Consider the following 25,334-nt stretch of genomic DNA (forward strand, 5'->3'; position numbering starts at 1 on the left):
CTAGATAATCCACTACACTCCAACTTGCGAATCAGTTGGCAGTTATTCATCACTGACTAAAAAACCGGCCTCTTGCAGCGAATTTATCGCTTGATCCAACTGCTCTTGGCTATTAGCACACAGCGTATGAAGATGAACGCCGTGAGTCAGCTCAGAGAGATAAGATGCGCCCGTTGAGTGCATTTTTTGGATGAAGGCTTGTACATCTTTACGGTTGTGAATGTGTAACTGCGCGGTGATTTCACCATATAAAGCGTGCTCAACAATGACATTGTTCACCGTCACACCATGATCCACCAGCAGTTGTAACTCATCTTGAGTCTGTTCAGGGTGATGCTGGCAGGCAATCACCTGCTCATATTGCGACGATAAAGCCACTGTAGACTGATAAATATATCCCTGGGTGGTGGCAATAATCGGCTCGTTTTTCGCCTTGAGCAGTGCAATATCTTGCACAATCACCTGCCGCGAGACCTCCGTCAGATCCGCTAATTGTGTCCCCGTTAAAGGGCCATTCTCTGCTTGCAACCACGCCACAATCCGCTGCCGGCGCTGTTCACCGATCAATTTTTTTGCCATCTATCCAAACCTATCTTTGATGTTGGTGCTGAGCTAATCGAGCCAATACATCAAGTAATGCATCGATGTCAGCGATTGTTGAACCTCGCCCAAACGAAATTCGAATATACTGTGCGCCCTGATGATGTGACAGACCCAACGCCTTGAGAGCCGGCGACAGGCCTTGCTCAGTGGCTCGACAGGCACTCCCCGTTGCAATACAAACGCCGTGTCGATTACAAGTTAGCATAACATATTGGCCTTCGAGGCCTTGATAAAATGCGCCGAAAATTCCCGGTAACACGTCATACGCACTCGGCGAAAAATACCTTATCGGCAGCGATTGCTTCTCAATGCCTGCGATCAATCGATCGCGCAGCGAGCGAGTATGCTCTCTATCCGCCGATCGGCTCGGCCAAATGGCTTCACAAGCTGCGACAAATGCACCAATCAACGGCACGTTCACCGTCCCAGGCCGAAACCCACCCTCATGGGATGAGCTTGGATACAGCGGTTGCCAAGCCACATTTGGGCCCAAAGACACCACGCCAACCCCTTTAGGGGCATACACTTTATGGCTGGCCAGAGTAATCGCATCGGCACCAAGCACCGCATGCGATACCTCTAATTTACCAAACGTTTGCACCGCATCAGTATGCAGTAATATCCCATCTTTTCGCAGCCGTTTAGCAAGCATCGCTATCGGCTGAATAATGCCTGTCTCTGAATTGGCATGTTGCACCGACACCAGTCCAGTATTGGGTCGTAACTGCGCTTCTAACCGCTCAGTGGTAACCATTCCATATTGATTCGGTTGCAGTATCGACACACTGAATCCCTGCTCGGATAACATCGACATAGCATGCTGCACCGACGAATGCTCCATTTGACTCACAAGGATATGCCGTCGCTGCGCTGGCAACGCCTTGGCCAACGAGATAATGGCAAAAATATTGGCTTCAGTTCCTCCGCCAGTAAAGAACACCCGATCAGCGCAGCCTTCAAGATATACAGCCAACTGCTCACGGCAATAGCGAAGCACACCATTCGCCTCGCTGCCAGCATCATGCAAGCTACTGGCATTGGCATAGTGGTTAACACTCAGTTCACAGAACAACTCCAAGGCCTGCGTACACACTGGGGTTGAAGCCGCATAGTCTAGATAATTCAATCGGGTCAGTCTCGGTTTAGTAAATTTGATTGTTTTTATCCTAGAGCTATGACAAGCTAAGTGTCAAGACACCTGTAAATTTACATAGAGGCCATGTGTCAAACCAACACGTTATTGTCATCGGTTCTGGGATCGCTGCACTGTCCTTCGCCGCTCACGTCGCACCTGAATGTGACGTGACTCTATTGACCAAAAAAAGCATCAATCAAAGCAATTCCATGCTCGCTCAAGGCGGGGTTGCCAGTGCCTGGCAGGCCGGCGATAGTGTCGATCAACACGTCGCTGACACGCTGGCCTCTGGTGCCGAGCATAACGAACCAGAGCGCGTCAAAGCAATTATCGCGGAGGGGCAAACCATTATCCGTCAGTTGCTTCTCGCGGGTTGTCCATTTGACAAAACCCGTTCTGGCGAACCGTCACTGGGCAAAGAAGGAGCCCATAATTTTAACCGCATTTTTCATGCTGGAGGCGATCAAACAGGCAAAGTACTGGTGCAATTTCTCAGCCATCAGCTTGGCCCCAATATTCGTCGCCGAGAACAAACGCAGGTGATCGATCTCATCAAAAATGCTGATAATAGCCGCTGTATAGGCGTGTTATTAAAAAATGAACACGGGCAGCTCGAAACGCTCAGAGCGGATGCCGTGGTGTTAGCGACTGGCGGATGTGGGCAGCTCTATTCGGTGACCACCAATGATCCGTCGCTCACCGGTGATGGCTTAATGATGGCTTATCGCGCTGGCGCAAAATTGGTCGATTTAGAATTTACCCAATTTCATCCCACGTTACTCATCCACCAGCAGCACGTCTTCGGGCTGGTTTCTGAAGCGGTGCGTGGGCAAGGTGCTTTTCTTGAAGATGAACACGGTCGACGCATCATGACTCATATTCATCCGCTGCAAGATTTAGCACCCCGCGATATCGTCGCCCGGGCTATGTATAACGAGCAGCAACAAGGGCATTCCATCTACCTGAATATTAAGCCAGTCAGCCATTTTAGAGCACTATTCCCCACAATCACGCAGCTATGCCAGCGCGCTGGCGTTCAACTTGAGGAGGGGCGAATACCGGTAGCACCAGGAATGCATTTTTTAATGGGCGGCATTTACATCGACGAAACCGGGCAATGTGATGTGCCCGGTTTATATGCCATCGGCGAGGTTGCATGTAGCGGTCTGCACGGCGCCAATCGCTTGGCCAGCAATTCCTTACTCGAAGGGCTAGTTTATGGCCGACGAGTCGCTCTCGCACTATCGAAGCAACCTTTATCACAACAAGGCGGCGATGAACCGCTTACACCAACGCTAACCACCACCATACAAGTACCACAGATCTCGATGTCGCAACTACGCGAGCAGATTTGGAGTGCCCTAGCCATTGAACGAAATGGCGCGCAGCTCAGTAAGTTCTTCGCCCAATTAGCAGCGCTGCCCTACCAAGAGGTTTTAATTCAAGACGCCGATGAACAAGCCATCGAGAAAAGCAACTGTTGGGCACTGGCAAAATTGATGAGTCAATCGGCCCTGCAACGACAAGAAAGCCGTGGGAGTCACTACCGCAACGATTATCCAAAGCCGGATCCAAAATGGCAGGGCAAACAGCTGATCCATCAATATGGCAAGCTTTCTATCATCCACAATCCAAGGATTACCCGCATATGCACATGTTGCCATTAAAAACGATGTTAAATCATTTTTTACAAGAAGATATTGGCTATGGCGACTTGTCAGCCAATGCTGTCTTTGGCCATGAAGAGGCCCACGCCGTGGTCGTTGCCAAACAAGCAGGTATTTTTTGTGGGGCCGATATTCTTAGTATCGGCTACCGATTACTCAATGAAAAGCTAAGCGTCAAGCCACTGATTACCGATGGTCAACCCATTGAGCATGGAACCGTGCTTGCCCAAATCCAAGGGTCTGTGCGCGATATATTGACCGGCGAGCGAGTATTACTCAATCTGTTGCAACACTTATCTGGCATTGCCACAACCACCCATCAGGCCATCGACCGATTAGATGATCCCACTATTAAAATCTGCGATACACGCAAAACCACACCGGGATTACGCATGTTGGAGAAATATGCTGTCAAAACCGGTGGTGGCAAAAACCACCGTTTTGGTCTTGATGATGGTGTGATGATTAAAGACAACCATATTGCCGCTTGTGGCTCGATTGCACGCGCAGTCGAGAAAGCTCGCGCCCACATCGGTCATATGGTCAAAATAGAAGTGGAAATTGAAGATCAGCAGCAACTCCAACAAGCCATCGCGGCTGGGGCAGATGTCATCATGTTCGACAACTGTACGCCAGCCCAAGTTGCCCATTTCCAATCGCTCACCCCAGCCCACATCGTCACCGAAGCATCGGGTGGTATCACGGCAAATACATTAGCGCAATACCGCCATAGCGGGGTCAATTTTATCTCACTCGGCTATTTAACCCATTCGGTTCAGGCGTTAGACATTAGTCTGGATATACATCTATAGGAACGAGCTCATGGCATTAGCTGATATCATTAACACCCATGCTGCAGGCATGCCGGAACATTATAAATATCGCCAAGAGAGCGAGATGATCGATCAAGTGCGCGATATCAAGCACGCACTCGGTGAGCGCTTGTTTATCCCTGCGCATCACTATCAAAAAGATGAAGTATTCCAATTTGCCGATGCCATCGGCGATTCACTGCAACTGGCGCAACTGGCATCTGCGAATCATCAGGCCCGCTATATTGTATTTTGCGGGGTTCATTTTATGGCTGAAACGGCCGACATGCTCACCCAAGTGGAGCAAACGGTGGTGCTGCCAGATATGCGCGCTGGCTGTACCATGGCCGATATGGCCAATTTAACTCAGCTTAATCAGGCGTGGGAGCATTTACAATTGCGCTATGGCGATACCATCTTGCCATTAACCTATGTGAACTCAACCGCCGAGATCAAAGCCTTCGTAGGTCGTCATGGCGGCGCGACCGTCACCTCATCCAATGCTCAACGCATTTTACGCTGGGCACTAGCGCAAAAAAAACGGGTGCTATTTTTACCCGATCAGCATTTAGGCCGCAATAGTGCCTATGCGTTGGGGATCCCACTCGCGCAGATGGCGATCTGGAGTCCAACCGAAAATCGGCTGCTCAACCAGCCGCACAGTGATCTGAAAATTATTCTCTGGCAAGGGCACTGCAGCGTGCATGAGAAATTTTCGTTAGAAAATATCAAGCAAATTCGCCAAGATGCGCCAGAGACTCGCATTATTGTTCATCCCGAGTGTAGCCACGAAGTGGTCACCGCCGCTGATTATTCAGGCTCAACCAAGTTTATTATCGAAACTATCACGCAAGCACCGCCGCACACCCAATGGGCCATCGGCACGGAGATGAACTTGGTTAATCGACTCGCGCAGCAACATCCTGATAAGCCAATCCGCTCGCTCAATCCCAATATGTGCCCCTGTCTGACCATGAACCGCATCGATCTGCCCCATCTTGTGTGGTCCTTGGAGCAAATTGAGGCTAACGATCCGGTCGGCGTGATTCAGGTACCAGCACAAGTCAGCGAGCAGGCGCGTCAAGCGTTGACGCGAATGCTGACAATTTAACCATCAATGTCGGCAGCGCTCAGCGGCTATCATCCAAGCGGGCTATGTTGAAAGCCCGCTTGGCTCACTTGCTAACCCAATCAACCGCTCGCCATAAATGATCAAGTGGATCAATGCACGAGCGCATTAATCGGCCATCACCACTTTAAATGCCAGAATCTGAGTGACCTCACTGGCATTGAAATTATTGTCGGAAATCACCACCAAGGTACGCGAACCATCAGGTAGCCGCGGCCCAAAGCTAATGCCTTCAATATTGTCGATATGCGGTAGATGCAGCGACTCAAAATTCAGTAGCAAACGTTTACGCATCGGTTGAAAATGGCCCGCAACTAGCTTATCTTCGCCGCGCACATTCGTCGCGCCTGTTGCATCAGCTTGATAAATACGAATATAGTCATGATATTGACCCGCCGCATTTTGAATCCCCGAGCGCTCCAACATTAAAAAATGGGTATCATCGATGGCGAGCATCTCCGACACCCCATTATCGGCGTGTCGACCCAACCCCGGTTTGGCTGGAAGTTTATCAATGGGATACACATACTCCGCAAGCAACACGCCGGCACGATCGTATTTCAAGACTCGCCCAAATGCACCCTGCGTAAGTGATGGTACAGGACCATCTTGGATGAGTGGCGCTTCCATAGAGGTAAAATAGTAGCGGCCATTATCGCTAAAGCTACTGCCTTCAAGAGCCAGATTGTCGCGAAAACCATGCTGAGGGGATTTTAAAATAGCGGCGGGAAGCGCGAGTGAATCGATGTATTCACCCTGCCAATTCGCATCTCGAATAAAGGGATTGAGCCCAAGTTTGCGATCCCCCTCACTGGTATAGCGCAGCAAATGGGTTTGCGGATCAATACGCAGCGACTCCAAATCGGGCACAACTTGTTGGTGGTGCAAAAGATATTCTGGCAAATTTGGATAAGGCTTTTCTAACTTGCCTTTAAGGGTAATCACTTGAGTGAATTTCATTGGGCTGACCTGGTGAGCACTAATCGTCATCTTCCCAACATAAGCCCGCGCTCGACTTTCCTCGGAGCGATCATCACTGATCATCACCCACTGCTGATGTTGTTTATCATAGTCAATGCTCGATAATCCACCCACAATGGTGTGTTCAAACACCCTATTATGAGCCACGACAGTCTGACCAATATAATCTAATTGGCTAATGGGCCAATGGGTGGTTGTTTGCGCTGATAAATCGCTACTGCAACTCGACAGCCCCAAGACACAACCTAACAAAATACCTGTTATCACCACGCGCATCGCATTTCCCTATCAGCTAAAAGTGATTAATTTATCCTATAGATATGGCACCCACATGACAGTCATGTGGCAACAAATATACGCCGAGAAAGATAAACGGTGATGACATAGGACAGCGCACAATAGCAATAAGGGCCGGTGCGAGACCCTTATCAAAAGAATTGCGATGGCAACGCCCTATTAGCATTGATTGCCAAAGCACTTTAATAATAAAAAGTGTGGCAAAGACAACCGCACAACAACTTTAGGCCGATTCACCGACTTGAATCACCATCTTACCGAAGTTGCGCCCTTCGAGTAGATCAGCAAACGCCTCGGGCGCCTGTTCAAACCCTTCAACAATTTGTTCTTTGTAATGGATCTTGCCTTGTGCAAGCCATTCGCCCATCTGTTGATAGAACTCGCCGAAATGTGACCCATAATCATCAAAAATGATAAAGCCTTGCATTCGCGCTCGTTTTTTCAACAAGGTTGCCACTAATAGCGAGAGGCGATCGGGGCCATCTGGCAATTGGGTCGCATTGTATTGCGAAACCAAGCCACAAACGGGAATACGCGCCGAAGTATTAAGCAGTGGCAACACCGCATCAAACACTTTACCACCTACGTTTTCAAAATAGACATCAATGCCATCTGGGCAAGCCGCTTTGAGCTGCTCGGCAAAATCTTCAGCGCGATGATCGATGCAGGCATCAAACCCTAGATTTTCTAGCGCATGTTGGCACTTATCGGGCCCTCCGGCCACACCGACCACGCGACACCCTTTCAATTTACCAACTTGCCCTACAGTGGCACCAACCGGTCCAGTTGCAGCAGCTACGACAATGGTTTCGCCCGCTTGGGGTTGACCAATATCAAGCAAGCCCATGTAACCAGTGAACCCAGGCATGCCTAATATACCTAAGGCATAGGATGGATGCTCAGGATCCGCGCCGAGGTTGAATAAACCACTGCCATCAGATATCGCATAGTCTTGCCAGCCACTGTAACTTAACACCCAATCACCCACCGCAAAGTCAGGATGATTGGACTTGGCAACTTGCGCTACCGTACCACCCACCATCACATCACCTAGCGCAACGGGTGCAGCATACGATTCAGCATCACTCATGCGCCCACGCATATACGGGTCCAGCGACAAATACACGATTCGCAATAACAGCTGACCTTGCGCAACGTCAGGAAGTGGTTGCTCAACTAACTTAAAATTCTCGCGGGTTGGAGCGCCATGTGGACGAGAAGCGAGTAGCCACTGACGGTTGACGGTTGCTTGTTGAGTCATAAATTTCTCCTATGGATAAAACATTAGACCGGTCGTCTATTACTTGAGTCTAACAACCTGGCAGTGCGCTGCAAGCGATCATTTGCACCGATGCCCGTCTGGTTCCTCCTCAAGGTTCAAAACGTCTCGGCGAATTAAAGCCCAGACACCCGATTTTGATCCAATCGAGTACTGGACTCGATCGCAGTAGGTATCATCCTTGCCACGTGATCAGCATGGCCAAGGTGGCCACCCATTGCCCTAATCGAGGATAAGTATGTCGTCTTTAGTCGAACGTTTTTTAAGCTATATTGTTATCGATACCCAATCCAACAGCGAATCAACCCAATGTCCCAGTACATCCGGTCAGATCACGCTTGCCGAGCAACTCAAAGCAGAGTTAAGCGCACTTAAACTGGCCGATGTCTCACTGGATGAGAATGGTTATCTGATGGCGCGCCTACCGGCTACAACCATGAACGTGCCTGCCATTGGGTTCATTGCCCATATGGATACCGCCAGCGAGGCCTCGGGCAACAATGTGCACGCACAGCTGATTAGCAACTACCAAGGGGGCGATATCGCGCTCGGCAATCAGGGTGAACGATTAAGCCCTGAGCAATACCCTTTTTTAAATCAGCTCATCGGTCACGATCTCATCACTACGGATGGCTCGACCTTGCTCGGCGCCGATAATAAAGCAGGGATCGCCGAAATCATCACGGCACTGGACTATCTCACGCAACATCCCGAAATCGATCATGGCGATATCTGTATCTGTTTTACCCCGGATGAAGAAATTGGTCGCGGTGCCGATCGTTTTGATGTCAAAAAATTTGCCGCGCAGTGGGCCTATACCATCGATGGTGGACCCGTTGGTGAGCTTGAATATGAAAACTTTAACGCGGCTAGCGCCAAGGTCATTTGTCACGGTCTGAGCGTTCACCCCGGCAGCGCCAAAGATACGCTCGTCAATGCAATGAATATTGCCGCGCAATTTCAGATGATGATGCCAAGCGATGAAACCCCAGAAGCGAGCGCCGGACGAGACGGGTTTTATCATCTAGCAACACTGAAACCGAGCGTTGCCCGCACCGAGCTGCACTATATTTTGCGCGACTTTGAGCAAGACGGTATGGCGCGCCGTAAAGCCTTCATCCAAACGCAAGTAGCCCAATTAAATGCCAAGCTTGAGCACGGCTCGGTTGAAGTTGAAATCACCGACAGCTATGCCAACATGCGCGAGCAAATCACCCCACATCCACAGATTATTACCATAGCCAAAACAGCGATGCAGGAGCTTGGGATCAAGCCATTGATCAAACCCATTCGAGGCGGCACCGATGGCGCGCGTCTATCATTTATGGGCCTGCCGTGTCCGAATATTTTTACCGGCGGTTATAACTTCCACGGCATCCATGAGTGCATCACGATCGACGGTATGCAGCAGGCCGTGGATGTGATCATTAAAATTGCCCAGAAAACAGCGCAATGGGCGCATCAATAGCATCGTCAACTCAGCATTGGTAAGTGATGATAGGCCGTTTCATACCCATTGAGAGCGACAAGATGACATGCTCAAGTCAAAACTTTCAGTAATGATACATCTGTCATAATAAGATATCGTATATAATCATAAATTACGTATATTGAGTTGTAGATGAACGAATGAGACGGCCAAATCGATCAACGAAACTCCAGCAGCTAGCCGCATCGCCAGATATGCGAAAATTTTTAATCTTCTCATTTATTTACGTTGTGTCATGCGTCACTTTTATTTCGTACTTGTACCATCAAGCCAAAACCACTATTGATACACAAATTAATAATAAGTTGTATTATGGTGCCTTAATCACCGTGGCTGCATTAGGCGATAATTACAATGAGAATATTTCAGGTAAAGGGGCCAAAACTGACGCGCAAGATTGGCAGACCATTCAAAAGCTCACTTATTTTAGTCGACACCTTGGGCTGACCTATATCTATACCGTGATTAAGCGCGATGGCAAAGCTATTTTAACCTCATCCAGTGCCACCCCCGAGGAGCTTAAAAACCGTAGTTATGTGCGCTTTTATGACCCCTATCCTGATGCCAGCCAAGCCCTTTTGAACAGCTTTGAAACGCACCAAACCACTTGGACCGACTACCAAGATCATTGGGGTCGATTCAGAGCAGTATTTGTCCCAATGCCGTTAAAAAATGGCAGTTATTACGTCGCTGGCGCCGAGATCTCACTCAATGAATATTATCACCACCTACACGTCGAAGAGATCAAGCTTGCTGGCTTTGCGATTTTCTTATTCATCGATTTCAGCCTATTTGTGGGTATCTATTTAACTTATATTCGTTACACCTTGTTTCAAGTTAAACAAAAAACGCAGCAGTTGGCTGTCGCCAGGCAAGAAGCTGAGCAAGCCAATCAGGCCAAAAGCCACTTTGTGCGACTGATTAGCCACGAGATACGCACACCTTTAAACGGCATTATTGGAGCCACCGACCTACTGGCACATCTGCCTGATGCAACTCCTGCGCAATTGCAATACTTAGATATTTTAAAAAATAGCAATCAAACCCTTTTGGCACTAGTTAATGACATTCTCGACTTCTCAAAAATGGAAGCAGGGAAACTCACGCTATTTCCCCATGCCTTTAACTTGCCGAAGATGCTGCGTCACACTGTCGATATGATTCGCACCCAAATCAGCCATCCCGATGTGCAGTTACAATTACATCTCGGTGCCGATATCCCCACGGAAATTTATGCCGAAGAACAGCGCATCCAGCAAATTTTAATCAATCTATTGGGCAACGCCAGTAAGTTCACCCAACATGGCCATATTGAACTGCGTGTTGAGGTCATTGCCAAAGTTCCTTCGAATAACGACGTAATAATGTTGCAGTTTCAGGTCCAAGACACAGGGATTGGCATCGCCAAAGACAAACAAAGCCAACTTTTTCAGCCCTTCTCACAAATCGAACCGCAAGCCCAGTCCAATCAAGGTTCAGGTCTAGGTTTATCCATTTGTAAGCGACTCGTCGAGGCAATGCATGGCGCTATTCAAGTTGAAAGCGAGTTAGGCCACGGCAGCACTTTCTACGTTCAGTTGCCGATCCAAACATCAAACGAACCGGCGCCAGTTGTGCCAACACCGATGCCGTTGCCGCAAAGTCGCCCTCTCAACGTGTTGCTTGCTGATGACAGCCCAACCAATCAATTGGTCAGCAAAATTATGCTCGAAAAACTTGGTCATGATGTTCTCTTAGCGCATGATGGCAAACAGGCCATCGAGCTATGTCAAAACCAGCCCATTGACGTTATATTAATGGATATCAATATGCAAAATCTCGACGGTATTGAAGCCACTAAGCAGCTTAGAGCCCAGCAAGATAACCACCCGTTTTATATTATTGCCTATACGGCCAACGCCTATAGCGATGATCGCCAACACTATCTGCAAGCGGGCATGGATGATGTATTGATTAAGCCGGTGACCCTAGAAAAGATGCGAGAAGCATTAACTCGAGCGGCTCAGCAAATGGCCACTTACCCCGATAGTTAATTATGTCAAGGAGACACTATGTACCTACATCGAAGTTATATCGCCCGATTATTTGCGCTGATTTTTTGTATCTCTAATCTTGCTTATGCGGACCAAACCGTGATGAACACCATTTCGTTCCACAAAATTATTACACTTAGTCATCGGATTACGACCGATATTCCGCTCTGGCCCGGCGATCCGCAAGTGCAATTTAAGACAGTCGCCACCATGGCCAAAGATGGCTACTATCTGCGCGAGTTTTCAATTGGCGAACACAGCGCCACCCATATGAATGCGCCCAATAGCTTTATTAATGGGGCAGCAGGTATTGATAGCTATCAGCCATCCGATCTCGTTCATCAGGCGGTAGTCATTGATGTTTCTAAAAAAACACTGCACGATGCTGACTATGTGATTACTATCGACGATGTCAAAGCATGGGAGCACCAGCATGGCACGATTCCCGCGGGCAGCATGGTGTTGTTTTATACCGGCTGGGAAAACTACTGGCATCAACCGAAGAAATTCTTGAATATTGATGCGGATGGCCATCTGCATTTTCCAGGTGTGGGCGGAAAAACAGCCACCTTTTTATTAAAGCAGCGTCACATTGCTGGTATCGGTATTGATACTCATGGGGTTGATCCCAGTGCAGATGAAAACTATCAAACCAACACACAGCTGATGGCCGCGCATAAAATTAGTATTGAATGCATAACCAACCTCACTCAGTTACCGGCCACAGGAACAACCATGGTGATTGGCCTGCCGCGACTCAAAGATGGTTCGGGTTCGCCCGTTGCCATTACCGCTTTTGTCCCTTAGCCTTAGTCTCTCGCTGGGCCGCTGACGGTTCAAATATTGATCCGTGGCGCGATTGCTTTTTATCGCGTCACGCTCACTTTATCTCACGCCTACTTACACCCACCCCTTCAAAAACTCTCACCACGTTTTCTAAACGCCAGCACTGAGCTAAAATCAAAGCAGGGCCCCCTGGTTTCACATCCCTCGCTGAATATGTATCATACATGTCCTTAATCTATCACCGCTCATCGCGTTCCCATCAATGCGAGGTCGGTCACGCTAACCAAACTGAGAAAATCACAGCATGTCGCACTTAGCGAAACAACTTTACCAAATGACCTGGCCAATGATCTTTGGCGTGCTCTCGCTAATGAGTTTTCAGTTGATTGACAGTGCCTTTATCGGCCAGCTTGGGGTGATCCCATTAGCGGTGCAAGGGTTTACCATGCCGGTGCAAATGGTGATGATTGGCCTGCAGGTGGGATTGGGTATCGCCACCACTGCGGTGATCGCCAAGGCCCTCGGGGCAAAGCAAGCTCGTTACGCCAAACAGTTGGGGGGGCTAATTATTGGCCTTGGCAGCATCGCTATGGCGGTGTTTGCGCTGGTATTGTATTTACTCCGTGGGCCAATTCTGTCCCTGCTGGGCGCCAATAGTTCGGTGAAACTTATCGTCGATAGTTACTGGATTTGGTGGCTAGCCAGTGTCTGGCTCAGTGCCTGCATCTATTTTTTATATAGTGTCTGCCGCGCCAATGGCAACACTAAATTACCAGGGCTGGTGATGGTGTTAACCAGCTTATTGAACTTAGCGCTCGACCCTTTGTTTATCTTTGTGTTTCATTTAGGGATCAATGGTGCAGCCATAGCCACCATCATCGCTTTCACTTCGGGCATCTTGCTGATCGCGCCCAAGCTGATTGCCCAACATTGGGTGTTATTTGATTGGTCCGATCTTAAAATCAAACGCAGCTTGCTGGATATTTTTCATATCATGGGGCCAGCCATGCTCAGCCAGTTGATGCCGTCATTATCAGCCATGTTAGCAACCAAGCTATTGGCTTCATATGGCACGGCGGCGATTGCAGCTTGGGCGTTAGGCGCACGCTTTGAGCTGTTCTCAATTGTCGCAATTTTAGCGCTGACCATGTCACTGCCACCACTGGTTTCACGCTTACTGGGCGAGCGTAAAATGGCGGATATCCGCCATGTCGTCAACTGCGCCGTCATATTTGTCATTATCTTTCAACTGGGGATAGCCTGTATCACCTACCTGATCGCGCCCCATTTAGCCAATATAATGACCAATGGGGCGCAAGTGAACAGTTTTTTGCACCACTATCTGTCGATTGTGCCCTTTGGCTTTGGCCTGCTTGGCACTTGCATGCTGATGGTCTCGGTGTCCAATGCCTTAGGCCGATCGTATATTGCGCTACTAATTTCAATCTTACGGCTATTTGTATTTTATCTACCGAGCCTATGGCTCGGCGCGCATATAGGTGGCGTGCATGGCGCGTTTTGGGGCGCGTTTGCCGGCAACCTACTTGCCGGGATAGCAGCGTATAGCGTGTACTTAAGAACCATCAAATCTCTGCAATATCAATATAATGGGTAAAGTGCAACTAAACCCAAACAGATAGCTTTGGCTTGTACACATACCTTATTAATAATACTGACCGCATCACAACCGATGAAGTCAGTATTAACTGGCGAAAACAGCTTCATATTTTTTCAAGCGCCCCATTAAGAAGTAGCTATTCCACGCCATTTAAAACGCTACTTATAGCATGTCGCGCAGCTTCTACCTTATTTTCGGCAAAGCTCAAAAACAGAGAGCTGCGCATCAGCGTGTTTGAAAATAGCGACTAACTAGCGGTCACTCAATTCTAATTTTTCATTTAGAATCGTTCACTTACAGATTACGATAAAATTTACTTATAACCCGTAGTTTTTTCAGGGACATTACCCCAACAAAAACAAAATGAATAGACTGTATTTGATTTTATAATTCTTTGGTCTATTTTAAAAATTAGAGTCAGTGTAATATCAATTACACAAAATCGATGCCAAGTGGTGAAAGCGAGCGAGAACAAGTTTTTTAAAATGAGAACAAAAAGATACTTACGACACTGAGTAAACTAGGGAAGTGTATGTTTTCAGTCAATAACATATTACCTCGCATCTTGTTGGTTGATGATGACGTTAACCAAATAACGTTATTAAACAAAGTTCTTAACGAAGTGGGTCAGGTCTTCTTTGAGCAAGATGGATTAGCTGCATTAAACAAGGCAATAAAAATATTACCTGATGTCATCTTGCTGGATATAGAGATGCCTGGTCTCAACGGCCACAAGGTCTTGGCTCAGCTAAAAGGCAATGACTTAACATGCCATATACCTGTTATTTTTATTACATCACATGACACAATTGAAGATCAATTACGCTGCTTAAAAGAAGGAGCCGTTGATTTTATCGTTAAGCCGCTGCAGCCCGATGTTGTTGCGGCCCGCGTGCGAACACATCTTATGTTACGCAAGAGGGAGCGTGAATTATTAGACATATATCGACATGCTAAAGTCACTTTAGAATCCATCGGCGATGCGGTTATTACGACCGATCGAACATGCCGTGTCAACTATATGAATCCCGCGGCAGAATTAATGACAGGGGTGCCATTAAATGAAGCTGAGGGGCGGGAGATTGAAGATGTCATGCCATTGCGAATTGGCGATAATGGCCCACCACATATCAACCCCATACGGATTTGTATTGAAGAAAATCGGGTTGTTGGTATGGCGATCAACTGTCAGATGATGCAACGAAATGGTCATTGGATCGCCGTCGAAGACAGTGCCTCTCCTCTTATTTCGGAAACAAATCAGGTGATCGGCGCAGTCATTGTGTTTGATGATATCAATGAGTCTAATGCAATGGCGCTTAAGATGTCTCGTTCCCTTCAATACGATCAGTTGACTAACCTTCCTAATCGTTTTTTGCTGATGGAACGACTGACATTTGAGATGGACCGCAGCAAAAAGAACAGCTCCAAGCTCGGCTTAATCTTACTTGATATAAACCGTTTCAAGCTAATAAACGAAGAGTTTGGTTTTGAATTCGGTGATGTGTTACTGAAAAATATTGCTCAATACATTAAATCTCAGTTACAGCATGACGAGACATTAAGCCGGCACAATGCGGATGAATTCATCGTGTTGGTTCCAGATCTTGAACGTCCCAGCGATTTAGCCAATTTGGCGGTTATAATTAAAGAAAATGTGATGATGCTGACACTACAGCATTTCGAGATTGATAACTTCTCTGTCAGCATAGGATTAAGCATATATCCTGATGATTCAGTGGATGCACAATCATTGATGTTTCATGCCGATGCCGCCTTACACAAAGCCAAAAACGATGTCACCCATGAAGGACTGTGTTTTTACTCCGAAGATATGGAGTCGAGTTTTATATTACGACGACAGCGTTACATTCAGTTAAAAAGTGCCATTACCGATCAAAATATTGTTGTGTTATTTCAACCAATCGTGAACGCAAGCTCGGGTCAATTAGAAGCAGTAGAAGCGCTTGTGCGTATTCAAGGAGAAGATGGAGATCTTATCCCTCCCATCGAGTTTATTGCGCTTGCTGAAGAAACACGCTTAATCATTCCGCTTGGTGAGCGGGTTATTCAGCTGGCTCTTGCTCAATTACAGCAGTGGAACATTAGCGGATTAAAGCTTCGAATGTGCATCAATGTCTCACCGATACAATTTCTTGACCCGCATTTTGTGCCCTTCTTACTGAAAACCATTGATCAATACAATGTGTATCCAAAAATGATTGAACTTGAGGTGACAGAAAGCATGATGCTGCAAAACTTAGAGCAAGTGACTCATGATATGGCGCAACTTCGAGAACTGGGAATATCCATCTCTATTGATGACTTTGGCACCGGGTTTTCCTGCCTGAGTTATCTCAAAGATTTGCCAGTCGATGTATTAAAAATAGACAAGTCGTTTGTCGCTCAGCTCAGTATTGAGCAGCCGGATGAAATACTCGTGAAGACCATTGCGACACTCGCAAACAGTATAGGGCTAAAATCAGTGGCCGAAGGGGTTGAATCAATACTCCAAGCACAGCGGCTCAAAGAGCTCGATGTTTCTTTTCTCCAAGGTTATTACTTTTCTCGGCCTGTTCCTGCTCATGAAATAAAGAGCAGGTACCCAATATGAATGTTCGAAGGCTAGCAAAACTTCGGGACACCACCATGTGGTTTCCTTTACTAGCTGGTCTTTTAATGACCGCTGCGGTTGCATGGATTCTCAATTATCAAAACGAATATGAGTTGAATGTATACACAAATACGCTCGCCAACAATGCAGAAAGTCTGATAGAAGAGCGCTTTCAACACGTTGAACATGCTTTGAAAGGAACACGTGGTGCAATCGTCACCGTGGGCGTCGATAAAATCACTCGCCAACAATTCGAAGACTACATCAATAGTCGTGATATACCGCATGAATTTCCCGGTGTCATGGGGTTTGGTTTTATAAGGCGCGTTCCTGTTGCCCAAGAGGCTCGGTTTCTGGCGCAGGCAAGAACCGATGGTGCGCCGAATTTCACCATCCGAACACTCACGCCGCATCATGGTGATAGATTTATCATCCAATATATCTACCCGCTTAAAAGAAATAGACAAGCGATGGGGTTCGATATTGCCTCAGAGAAAAATCGCCGCACAGTTGCCATATTGGCCGCTAGGAATGATAAGGCATACATCACAGCACCTATCTCACTGGTTCAGGATCACAATCAATCACATCGAGGAGCGCTGGTACTGCTGCCTATTTACCCCAAGGGCGTACAGTTAAATACATCAGAGGCGAGAGAAAAGGCGGTGTTAGGCTGGTCATACGCACCAGTCATTATTGATGATGTATTAGCCAATATAGGTTCGATTACCAAGCAAGCCTTGTTGAGTCTGAGCAACTTGACCGAGTCTCAGCCCTTTTACCGTTCCTCAAATACAGATGCCTCGGATTTAGTCACCGAAAAGGTCATTCGCGATATTTTTGTGTTAGGCCAACATTGGAAAATGATCATTATCCCTACAGTCGATGCAGTCAAACGCGTCAAGTCATGGGATATCGGCTGGGTGATTGTCTTGGGTTTAACGCTCACCTTGGGTAGTTTGTTAGCCATTAATGCATTACAACCAAATCCATTGACTGACGCTCAAAATGATGACGTTTATCCTATAGGTTTTCAGAGCATCCTTACTTTTTTTCAAAGTTCTCAATTTAATCGGACATGGCCATATGGCTCTTTAATCATCCTTCTAATTCTCTTAGTCTCAAGCTGGTTTATTGTAAAAAACAATTTTAAAAATGTGAGTAACGATCTTTTGAAGGCAGAGGAGAAGACTCTTTCGAGCCTCAACCGAGAAGCAATTAAGTACCGCCGTGATGTCCTTTTTCTGACGAACTCGTCCCCTATTACAGCACTGATGCATCAGCACGCAGCCAATCATGCACAGAGGCGCTTGTCATCGCAAAAATGGGATAAGCGCTTAGCGGACATCTTTAGGGCATACATGCTCTCTAATCCGGATGTTTATCAAGTGCGCTTGATTGAAGCCAACCACGGGTGGCAAGAGGCAGTCAAAGTACAACGGATGGGCGAGTCACTTGAGGTGCTCCCAAAAGAATTACTTCAGCCGAAAGGAAACGAACCTTACATTGCTAAAACTCTTCAAGTGAAAACAGGGAAAGTATATGTATCTGATATGAATCTTAACCGTGAATTTGGCAAAGTAGCGAACCCAGACCAACCTGTCTGGCGGTTTTCCACGCCCCTATTTCATGCTAATGGAAGCCCCTTTGGGATCATTATTATCAATGTCAGTGCAGACCGTCTTTTAACCACACTTTCAGACAATATTCCGCAAGAAAACACGCTTTATGTGACCAATAGTAATGGTGATTTTTTGCTTCACCCTAATCCATTAAAAACATTTACATTTGAACATGGCCATTCCTATCGCTGGAAAGATGAATTTACGCCTGCGGCTTTATGGCCAAACTTAAGCTTGTTCAATTTGAATCATTTTCAAAGTCAACAAGGGGATGTTTTGGTTAAGCAAGGTCACTTTTTACTCAGAGAGCATTCACCTAAGAGCGCGCTGCAAATTTATAGTGTGAGATCGCTATTCTCAGTGATCAAAAAAATTGGCTTGCAGATTGGGATGGTGATTTTACTTCTACTGATGTTGGTTGTGGTCAGTATTACGATCCAATATTGGGCTTGGTTGACGGCAATAAAACGGCAGAGGGAGATTTGGCATAGTCAATTAGAAGCTCAGCGCACCAAAGATATGGTACGTTTCAAAGTCTTATTAGAGACATCCCCCGATGCAACCTTGATTACTGATGAAGCAGGCACCATTCAAATCGTCAATAAACAAGCTGAGCACATGTTTGGCTATGATCGCAGTGACCTTGAAGGCCAACCGATCCACAAGCTACTACCTGGCCGCTTCCGACAAGCGCATAAAGACCATGTTAAAGCGTACATGCAGCAGCCTCAGTCACGATTATTAGGGTCTAACAAAGAGCTTTTTGGATTAAATGTTGATGGCAATCAGTTCCCTGTTGAAATCAACTTAAATGCCGTAAGACTCGATGAACAATTACTGGTCTATGCTTCTGTGCGCGATATCAGCACCCGACTAGCGATGGAAAATCAACTACGTAGTGCATTGCGAGAAGCAGAGCAAGCCACTGAATCTAAAAGCGTATTTTTGGCCAACACCAGTCACGAAATACGCACGCCACTCAATGCTGTGATTGGTTTAACCTATTTACTCGACAAAGAACCATTGACAGAGGGGCAACATCAGTTAGTCGACAAAATTCAGATTTCTGGAAAATCCTTGCTTGGCATTATTAATGACGTATTGGATTTGTCGAAAATCGAAGCAAACGAAATGGCCCTTGAAGAAAAACCTGTCGAGTTAAAAGAGCTCATTGAAGAGGTCGCTGGCATTTTCGACATACAAGCAGAGGCAAAAAATTTAGAATTTCATCTTAATATAGATCCTAATCTGCCTTCTTGGGTGATCTCTGACAGTGTCAGGCTGCGTCAGATCTTGGTGAATTTGCTCAGTAATGCGCTTAAATTTACCCATTCAGGGGAAATTTCGATCGGCGCTGAATTACAACCCCATGAACAACCGTTATCCGACAATCATATCGGTATACGTTTCAAGGTGAAAGACACCGGGATTGGTATTCCGATCAAATCACAAAAACAATTATTTCAACCATTTATGCAAGCCGATACCAGCACAACGCGCCGTTTTGGTGGCACGGGGCTGGGCTTATCGATCGTTCGAAAATTAGTTGATCTGATGGGGGGTTCGCTGGGCATGGAGAGTGCTGAGGGGGCAGGCAGTACCTTCTGGGTCAACTTACCCCTTAAAGTTCCAACACTTGACGACATTGCCGAGCAAGAAAATCAAAACCTTACCCTGTTCGTACTGATTGCCGAAGATAACCCTGCGGATGCAAGCCGAATGCAAAAAATGACTCGCGCTCTAGGTTGGCGCTCGCAAATCGTCAATAATGGCGCAGAACTCGTTCAAACAGTCACTCATCGCAAAGAGAATAACTTACGTCCGCCGGACGCTCTGCTGGTCGATTGGCAGATGCCGATCATGGATGGTTTAGATGCTCTAAATTTGCTGGCGTCTCAAATTGGACGTGAACATTTACCCGCCGTATTAATGATTTCCGCCTACGAACGTGAAACGATTGTCCCACTCGACTCGGAGTGTTATGTGAGCAAATTTTTAAACAAACCGGTCGATTCCTCTGCACTATTTAACGCTGTGAATGATGTGGTCACCGAGCATACCGGTAACTCCAAACGGGTTCTCCAATCCACCAATACCGAGACGATCTTAGCAAAATGGTTGCCAAACATGAATTTGCTGGTGGTAGACGACAGCTCGATCAACCTCGAAGTAGTTTGCAGCATTTTAGAGCGAAATGGGGCCATAACCGATGCGGCCACGAGCGGCCAAGAAGCGCTTGAACGGCTCAAAGAGGGAGCTGCTGACTATGATGCGGTCTTGATGGATGTACAAATGCCTGGAATGGACGGTCTTGAAACAACCCGCCTGATTCGTCACTCACTGGGTTTAACCGAGTTACCCATTATTGCGCTGACCGCTGGCGCTCTGTTAGAAGAGAAAAAACGCGCCCTCGATTCTGGCATGAACTATTTTCTCACCAAACCTATCAATGCGTCACAACTCATTAATGTGCTGCGAACCTCTTATGAAGCATACCGAGGCAAAGAGATCCCATTAGAGGCTATCGACCCAGCAGATGCGGACAATGCCGTCGATACTGCAAACGACAACTGGCCAACGATTACAGGGCTAAATAACACTCAAGCTAAAAATCTGTTGCTTGGCGATAAAGAGCTATTTCTAAGAACATTAGAGGGCTTGTTACAAGAACACGCCAACCTCGCAGAGCTGCCAACGTCGAATATCGATGCACCTGAATCAGAAGCTTTGCGACTAAGCCTCGCCGCTCAAGTGCATAAACTGCGAAGTAATGCCGGAATGGTTGGGGCTAAGAATATGCAACAACTTGCATCACAAACTGAACAAGCCTTGCGAACACCAAATACACCCACCAAGGAATTGTTGAGCCAACTTGCTCTCTCGCTCAACGAATTAGAGCAAGCCAGCCAAGAAGTGTTAGCAACTTGGCAACAAGAGAAGCATGTCGCAACGACAGTGGGCCAAAATACAACGCCTCTTAAAGCTGAGACTCTCCAGCAAATTTTGAAGTTACTCACCGAGCAAGATTTAAATGCACCGGAAGAAGTAGAAAAACATAGTGCAGAATTTAGAGAAGCGCTAGGCGATGATGATTTTAATCAACTCCAAGATTGCTTGATGAAGCTTAACTACCAGCAGGCCATCACATTACTGGAGCCTCTTAAAAAGACGATTGGAGAGCGATAAACAGATGCTAACAAGCAATGCAGGGCGCCCTGACATTTTGATTATTGATGACGACAGCGCAGTAATTATGGCCTTACATAAAGCACTATCTAAAATTGGCCGGATCCGGTTTGCATCCGATGCAAAACAGGCGCTTTTGTTAATCCAAGAACATTGCCCAAACTTAATATTACTCGATGTCGAACTGCCAGATATGAACGGTTTGGTGTTATGCCCACAGTTAAAAGCGGATCCCGATACGGCAGACATCCCGGTAATTTTCATCACCAGTCACACAGAAGATGGCTTTGAGGAGAAAGTATTCAATGCCGGCGCCTGTGACTATATCACTAAACCACTCCACCCGAGAGTCGTTCTAGCTCGCACACAAACGCATTTAGCGCATCAGCATGCCGAGCAGTTACTCGATGAGCTTGTTCATACAGACAAGATGACCGGCCTCGCTAACCGAAGCGATTTTATTGAGCGCTTACAAGTTGAATTCAAGCAAGCCCGCCAACGACAAGAATCGTTAACGGTCGCGGTGATCGACATCGATGAATTTAAGAAATACAACGATCAATTTGGACCACTCAAGGGAGATGAGTGCATCAAAAGAATAGCTTCGGCCTTGGCGGAGTGTATCCAGCGACCAGAGGATCGACTCACGCGCTATGGCGGGGCAACGTTTGCACTTATTTTGCCGAACACCCCTGCAAAAGACGCAGAGAAGCTGCTCCAAGCGCTGCTTAACAGCGCCGAACAGCTCAAAATTACCCATGCACCCAATGCAACTAGGCAATTTGTCACGCTATCCATTGGCTACAGTACTCTGAGCCATCCGCAAGCAGATAGCGACTTTGATAACTGGTGGGCACTTGTCAAAGTCGCTGAGCATGCACTCGAAGAATCCAAACAAAATGGACGAAACTGCCATCGCTATGAGATGTTTGAAACGACACTAACGACGAACGAATGAAGTGTGAATTTAATTTTTATAGCGACAAGCGAACACAACACGGTATTCGATGTTTCTGACCCATTGCCGCGTCACACAGATGAGTCGCTGGAGGTTATTTAGAACATTGAAGTTCGAATACTGAGATGCGCTTAAGTTTATCAACCACCAGACGGTGATATCAGCGTATGAAAGTGACATTGCATTTTACAATGACAAACGACGGACACATCGGACTATATGACCTGACTGCACACGAACAATATATTCAGATGAAAAGCGTGGCTTAATCAATCCCCCATTCTATTGGATCATTACAATTCCATAAAACGATGTTGAATGAGTTTTATCAGGTGACATTTCGTAAGACACGCTACGCTCACTTAGCGGCTCTACAAAAGATCTGGACGAAAGGATGGTTATAACACTAATGACCCAACTCATCAGGGCAAAATGTGTTGTGGAAGGCCCCCACAGGAAATATGACTTGATAACAAAACGCTTTGGACAGAAAAGAATTCAACCCCGCTCAAACTGACATAGATCAGTTCAAAATGAGGGGACTGTCCGATCAAACCTACGCGAGTACGGTTTAGACAAACCGAATGCTGTTAGGTCTTAAGGTTATGCTTAATCCACTGAGAAAAAGCGCTAAATCTAGGACGAGTTTCATGCCCTTTCGGACAAATTAGATCGTAGCCTAATCCTGATGGGATACGCTCAAATGGAGCGACTAACTCGCCACTGTCTAGATAGGGCTTAATCAACTGATAACGGCCCATAGCAATCCCTATTGATTGTCTTGCCGCGACCATCGTCAATTCTTCATGGTTAAAGACATATTTGTATTTCAACACACTAGTATCACGTCCAGTCTCTTTTAGCCATTGTAGCCATTCCGTCTGAGGAGAAAGAAACTCCAACGACTCGGTACAATGCAAAAAACATGTCTCATGTAACCTAGTATCATCTTTTAACAACTCAAAACGCTCAGCGTATTCAGGGGTGCAGACAGGTAATAAGTATTCATCAAATAATCGATAATGATAAAAATCCGAGTGGGTGTTATCTCCGTAGTAAATAGCGAGATCGACAGGTTGATTCTGAAAATCTAACTTACTGGCTTTGACTCGAATTTTCACATCAAGATATGGATAGATCGTTTGGAAATTAGCAAGACGAGGAACTAACCATAAGTGGGCAAAAGTAGGGGCAATACCGATGTATAATTCCCCGCGCAGTTCGTTAAAACGAATATCTTCAATTTCTGAGAACACACTGTCGAGTGAGTCAGTAAGAGTGGTCAAAATTCGCCGCCCTTCCTTTGTTAATGCTAGCTTGCGTGTTAAACGGACAAACAGTTTAAACCCTAGCTCTTCTTCCAGCTTTTTGATCCTTTGGCTAACGGCGCCCTGCGTTAGGCACAACTCTTCTGCTGCAAGGGTAAAACTCAGAAATTTAGCAACCACACTAAAAGTATACAGTTGAGCAAGTAAGCTTTGTTTATTGTCCATAATGCGCCCATGTATTAATTTGGCTAATAGATAAAAGGAAACATTTGGTTTGTTCCCCCCCATATTTCAGTGTGAAATTAACACAGCTTATCCAAATGAGGGAATTGAAATGGAAAAACAGTTAAAAATTGCGGTCATCGGCGGAGGCTCGAGTTACACGCCAGAGTTGATAGAAGGCCTCTTAAAACGCAAAAATGAGCTGCCAATTGGTGAACTCTGGTTAGTAGATATTGAAGATGGCCTAGAAAAAGTGAACATTATTGCTAACTTAACAAGGCGGATGGTCGAGAAAGCAGGATTAAACATTGATGTTAGAGTCACGCTTGATAGACGCCCTGCTCTGGATAAGGCGGATTTTGTTTGTTCACAGTTTCGAGCAGGTTGCTTAGAAGCGCGTATTCGAGATGAACGTATTTCTTTGAAATATGGCATGATCGGGCAAGAAACAAATGGTTTAGGCGGTTTTGCTAATGCGTGTCGAACCATTCCAATTGTATTGGAAATTTGTCGAGATATGGAAGAATTATGCCCAGATGCATGGTTACTTAATTTCACCAATCCATCGGGTATTGTGACAGAAGCCATTCTCAAACACACAAATGTAAAAGCGGTTGGTTTATGTAATGTACCCGTTATTATGCAAAAGGGTATTGCAAAAATACTGAATGCTAAAGAAGATGATTTCATCATGCAGGTGGCAGGATTAAATCATTTAATTTGGGCTCGTCATATCTTACATGAAGGTAAAGATAAACTCGATTTAGTTATCAACGAAATTCTTAAAGGTAATGATCCTTTAGTCCCATCAAACATTCCTCCATTCGATTGGCCAAAAGATTTGTTACAGAATATGGGAATGATCCCATGTGCGTATTTGCGTTACTACTATACCAGCGATGACATTATGCGGCAGGAACAACATGAAGCCGATGGTGAAGGGACTCGTGGTGAAGTGGTCAAAGCGATGGAAAAAAACCTGTTTGATATCTATAAAAACCCAGACTTAGCAGAAAAACCGAAGGAATTAGAAAAACGCGGTGGTCAATATTATTCAGAAGCAGCGTGTGAGTTAATGGCTTCAATCCACAACGATAAGCGAACTATTATGCACGTCAACACGCGTAATAATGGCGCAATTAGTGGATTACCTGATGACTGTGCCGTTGAAGTTAGCTCTATTATTACCAAAAGTGGCCCGCTTCCTCTAAATGTCGAACCATTCCCAACCGACACATTGCGCCTTATTCAATTGATGAAAGAATTTGAATCATTAACAGTTGAAGCTGCGGTTACGGGTGATCTTGTTGTGGCAAAACGTGGACTAATTTTGAATCCAATTGTTAACACCGGCACCATATTAGATGAAGCATTGAAAGAAACCGTCAAAGAAAACTTAGATTTTATGCCTCAGTTTAAATGGATGTTTAAATAACAAACCCATGTTATCTACTGACTATTTTTATAGTTAATAGCACAGTTAAATTTTATTGTGTAATATACACATGAAAATATTTTTATATCTATAAAATAATTGGTGATATTTATATCACCTTTTTCTGTTGATGGAACTTTTAAAGTTTTTATTATCGATATATTTTAAAATGAATTTATTCTTTATGAGATATTCATCAA

At 46.0% G+C, this 25,334-nt stretch carries 16 protein-coding genes and 1 pseudogene; 12 read left to right on the forward strand and 5 right to left on the reverse strand.

Going from position 1 to position 25,334, the window contains the following annotated elements; all coding sequences use genetic code 11:
• Window positions 1-42 precede the first annotated feature (42 nt).
• Both ABUE30_RS17995 and ABUE30_RS18000 read right to left on the reverse strand, forming a co-directional pair.
• Complete coding sequence (locus tag ABUE30_RS17995) at window positions 43-579, reverse strand: transcription repressor NadR (protein ID WP_408625227.1); 537 nt, start codon at window positions 577-579, stop codon at window positions 43-45.
• A 10-nt stretch (window positions 580-589) separates the two neighbouring features.
• Entirely contained in the window at window positions 590-1,729 is a 1,140-nt protein-coding gene (locus ABUE30_RS18000) for an IscS subfamily cysteine desulfurase (protein ID WP_408625228.1), read from the reverse strand.
• Between the two features lie 95 nt (window positions 1,730-1,824).
• Here ABUE30_RS18000 and nadB point away from each other — a divergent pair, with 95 nt between their 5' ends.
• From nadB to nadA, 3 genes are read left to right on the forward strand one after another with little or no spacing between them, the layout of a single operon-like run.
• On the forward strand, window positions 1,825-3,405 hold the full coding sequence (nadB, locus tag ABUE30_RS18005; protein WP_408625229.1) for an L-aspartate oxidase: 1,581 nt from the start codon (window positions 1,825-1,827) through the stop codon (window positions 3,403-3,405).
• Window positions 3,387-4,217: a carboxylating nicotinate-nucleotide diphosphorylase gene (nadC, locus tag ABUE30_RS18010; protein ID WP_408625230.1), complete on the forward strand. Its 831-nt coding sequence runs from the start codon at window positions 3,387-3,389 to the stop codon at window positions 4,215-4,217. Before nadB ends, nadC begins: the two co-directional genes overlap by 19 nt.
• A gap of 10 nt (window positions 4,218-4,227) precedes the next feature.
• On the forward strand, window positions 4,228-5,328 hold the full coding sequence (gene nadA, locus ABUE30_RS18015) for a quinolinate synthase NadA (RefSeq protein ID WP_408625231.1): 1,101 nt from the start codon (window positions 4,228-4,230) through the stop codon (window positions 5,326-5,328).
• 126 nt (window positions 5,329-5,454) lie between these two features.
• Here the strand turns inward: nadA and ABUE30_RS18020 are convergent, their stop codons facing one another.
• Both ABUE30_RS18020 and ABUE30_RS18025 read right to left on the reverse strand, forming a co-directional pair.
• Entirely contained in the window at window positions 5,455-6,603 is a 1,149-nt protein-coding gene (locus tag ABUE30_RS18020; protein ID WP_408625232.1) for an esterase-like activity of phytase family protein, read from the reverse strand.
• 244 nt (window positions 6,604-6,847) lie between these two features.
• Window positions 6,848-7,885, reverse strand: coding sequence for an NADP-dependent oxidoreductase (locus ABUE30_RS18025; RefSeq protein ID WP_408625233.1), 1,038 nt, complete (start codon window positions 7,883-7,885; stop codon window positions 6,848-6,850).
• Between the two features lie 256 nt (window positions 7,886-8,141).
• Between ABUE30_RS18025 and pepT the strand changes: the two genes are divergently transcribed.
• From pepT to ABUE30_RS18065, 8 genes and pseudogenes are all read left to right on the forward strand, one after another.
• Entirely contained in the window at window positions 8,142-9,371 is a 1,230-nt protein-coding gene (pepT, locus tag ABUE30_RS18030; protein WP_408625234.1) for a peptidase T, read from the forward strand.
• Between the two features lie 161 nt (window positions 9,372-9,532).
• Window positions 9,533-11,425, forward strand: coding sequence for an ATP-binding protein (locus tag ABUE30_RS18035; protein WP_408625235.1), 1,893 nt, complete (start codon window positions 9,533-9,535; stop codon window positions 11,423-11,425).
• An 18-nt stretch (window positions 11,426-11,443) separates the two neighbouring features.
• Window positions 11,444-12,232: a cyclase family protein gene (locus tag ABUE30_RS18040; RefSeq protein WP_408625236.1), complete on the forward strand. Its 789-nt coding sequence runs from the start codon at window positions 11,444-11,446 to the stop codon at window positions 12,230-12,232.
• A gap of 283 nt (window positions 12,233-12,515) precedes the next feature.
• Window positions 12,516-13,826, forward strand: a complete 1,311-nt coding sequence (locus ABUE30_RS18045; protein ID WP_408625237.1) for an MATE family efflux transporter — start codon at window positions 12,516-12,518, stop codon at window positions 13,824-13,826.
• A gap of 535 nt (window positions 13,827-14,361) precedes the next feature.
• A complete protein-coding gene (locus ABUE30_RS18050) occupies window positions 14,362-16,443 on the forward strand; it encodes a two-component system response regulator (protein ID WP_408625238.1) in 2,082 nt (693 codons plus the stop codon).
• Window positions 16,444-16,478: 35 nt separating this feature from the next.
• Window positions 16,479-21,251 (forward strand): CHASE domain-containing protein, encoded by a 4,773-nt coding sequence (locus ABUE30_RS18055; RefSeq protein WP_408625239.1) that lies wholly within the window; start codon window positions 16,479-16,481, stop codon window positions 21,249-21,251.
• A gap of 4 nt (window positions 21,252-21,255) precedes the next feature.
• Window positions 21,256-22,209: a GGDEF domain-containing response regulator gene (locus ABUE30_RS18060; protein ID WP_408625240.1), complete on the forward strand. Its 954-nt coding sequence runs from the start codon at window positions 21,256-21,258 to the stop codon at window positions 22,207-22,209.
• Window positions 22,210-22,505: 296 nt separating this feature from the next.
• Window positions 22,506-22,674 (forward strand): annotated as a pseudogene (locus ABUE30_RS18065) (IS481 family transposase); the annotation flags it as partial.
• A 125-nt stretch (window positions 22,675-22,799) separates the two neighbouring features.
• On the opposite strand, the gene ABUE30_RS18070 reads toward ABUE30_RS18065, so the two are convergent.
• The gene (locus tag ABUE30_RS18070; RefSeq protein WP_408625241.1) at window positions 22,800-23,702 is read right to left on the reverse strand and encodes a LysR substrate-binding domain-containing protein; all 903 of its coding nucleotides are present in this window, start codon (window positions 23,700-23,702) and stop codon (window positions 22,800-22,802) included.
• Window positions 23,703-23,811: 109 nt separating this feature from the next.
• Here ABUE30_RS18070 and ABUE30_RS18075 point away from each other — a divergent pair, with 109 nt between their 5' ends.
• Window positions 23,812-25,134 carry a 6-phospho-beta-glucosidase gene (locus ABUE30_RS18075; protein ID WP_408625242.1) on the forward strand — a complete coding sequence of 441 codons (1,323 nt, stop codon included), beginning with the start codon at window positions 23,812-23,814 and terminating at the stop codon, window positions 25,132-25,134.
• The last annotated feature ends 200 nt before the right edge of the window (window positions 25,135-25,334 follow it).

The sequence above is a fragment of the Celerinatantimonas yamalensis genome (assembly GCF_046054155.1).
GTDB classification, from domain to species: domain Bacteria; phylum Pseudomonadota; class Gammaproteobacteria; order Enterobacterales; family Celerinatantimonadaceae; genus Celerinatantimonas; species Celerinatantimonas yamalensis.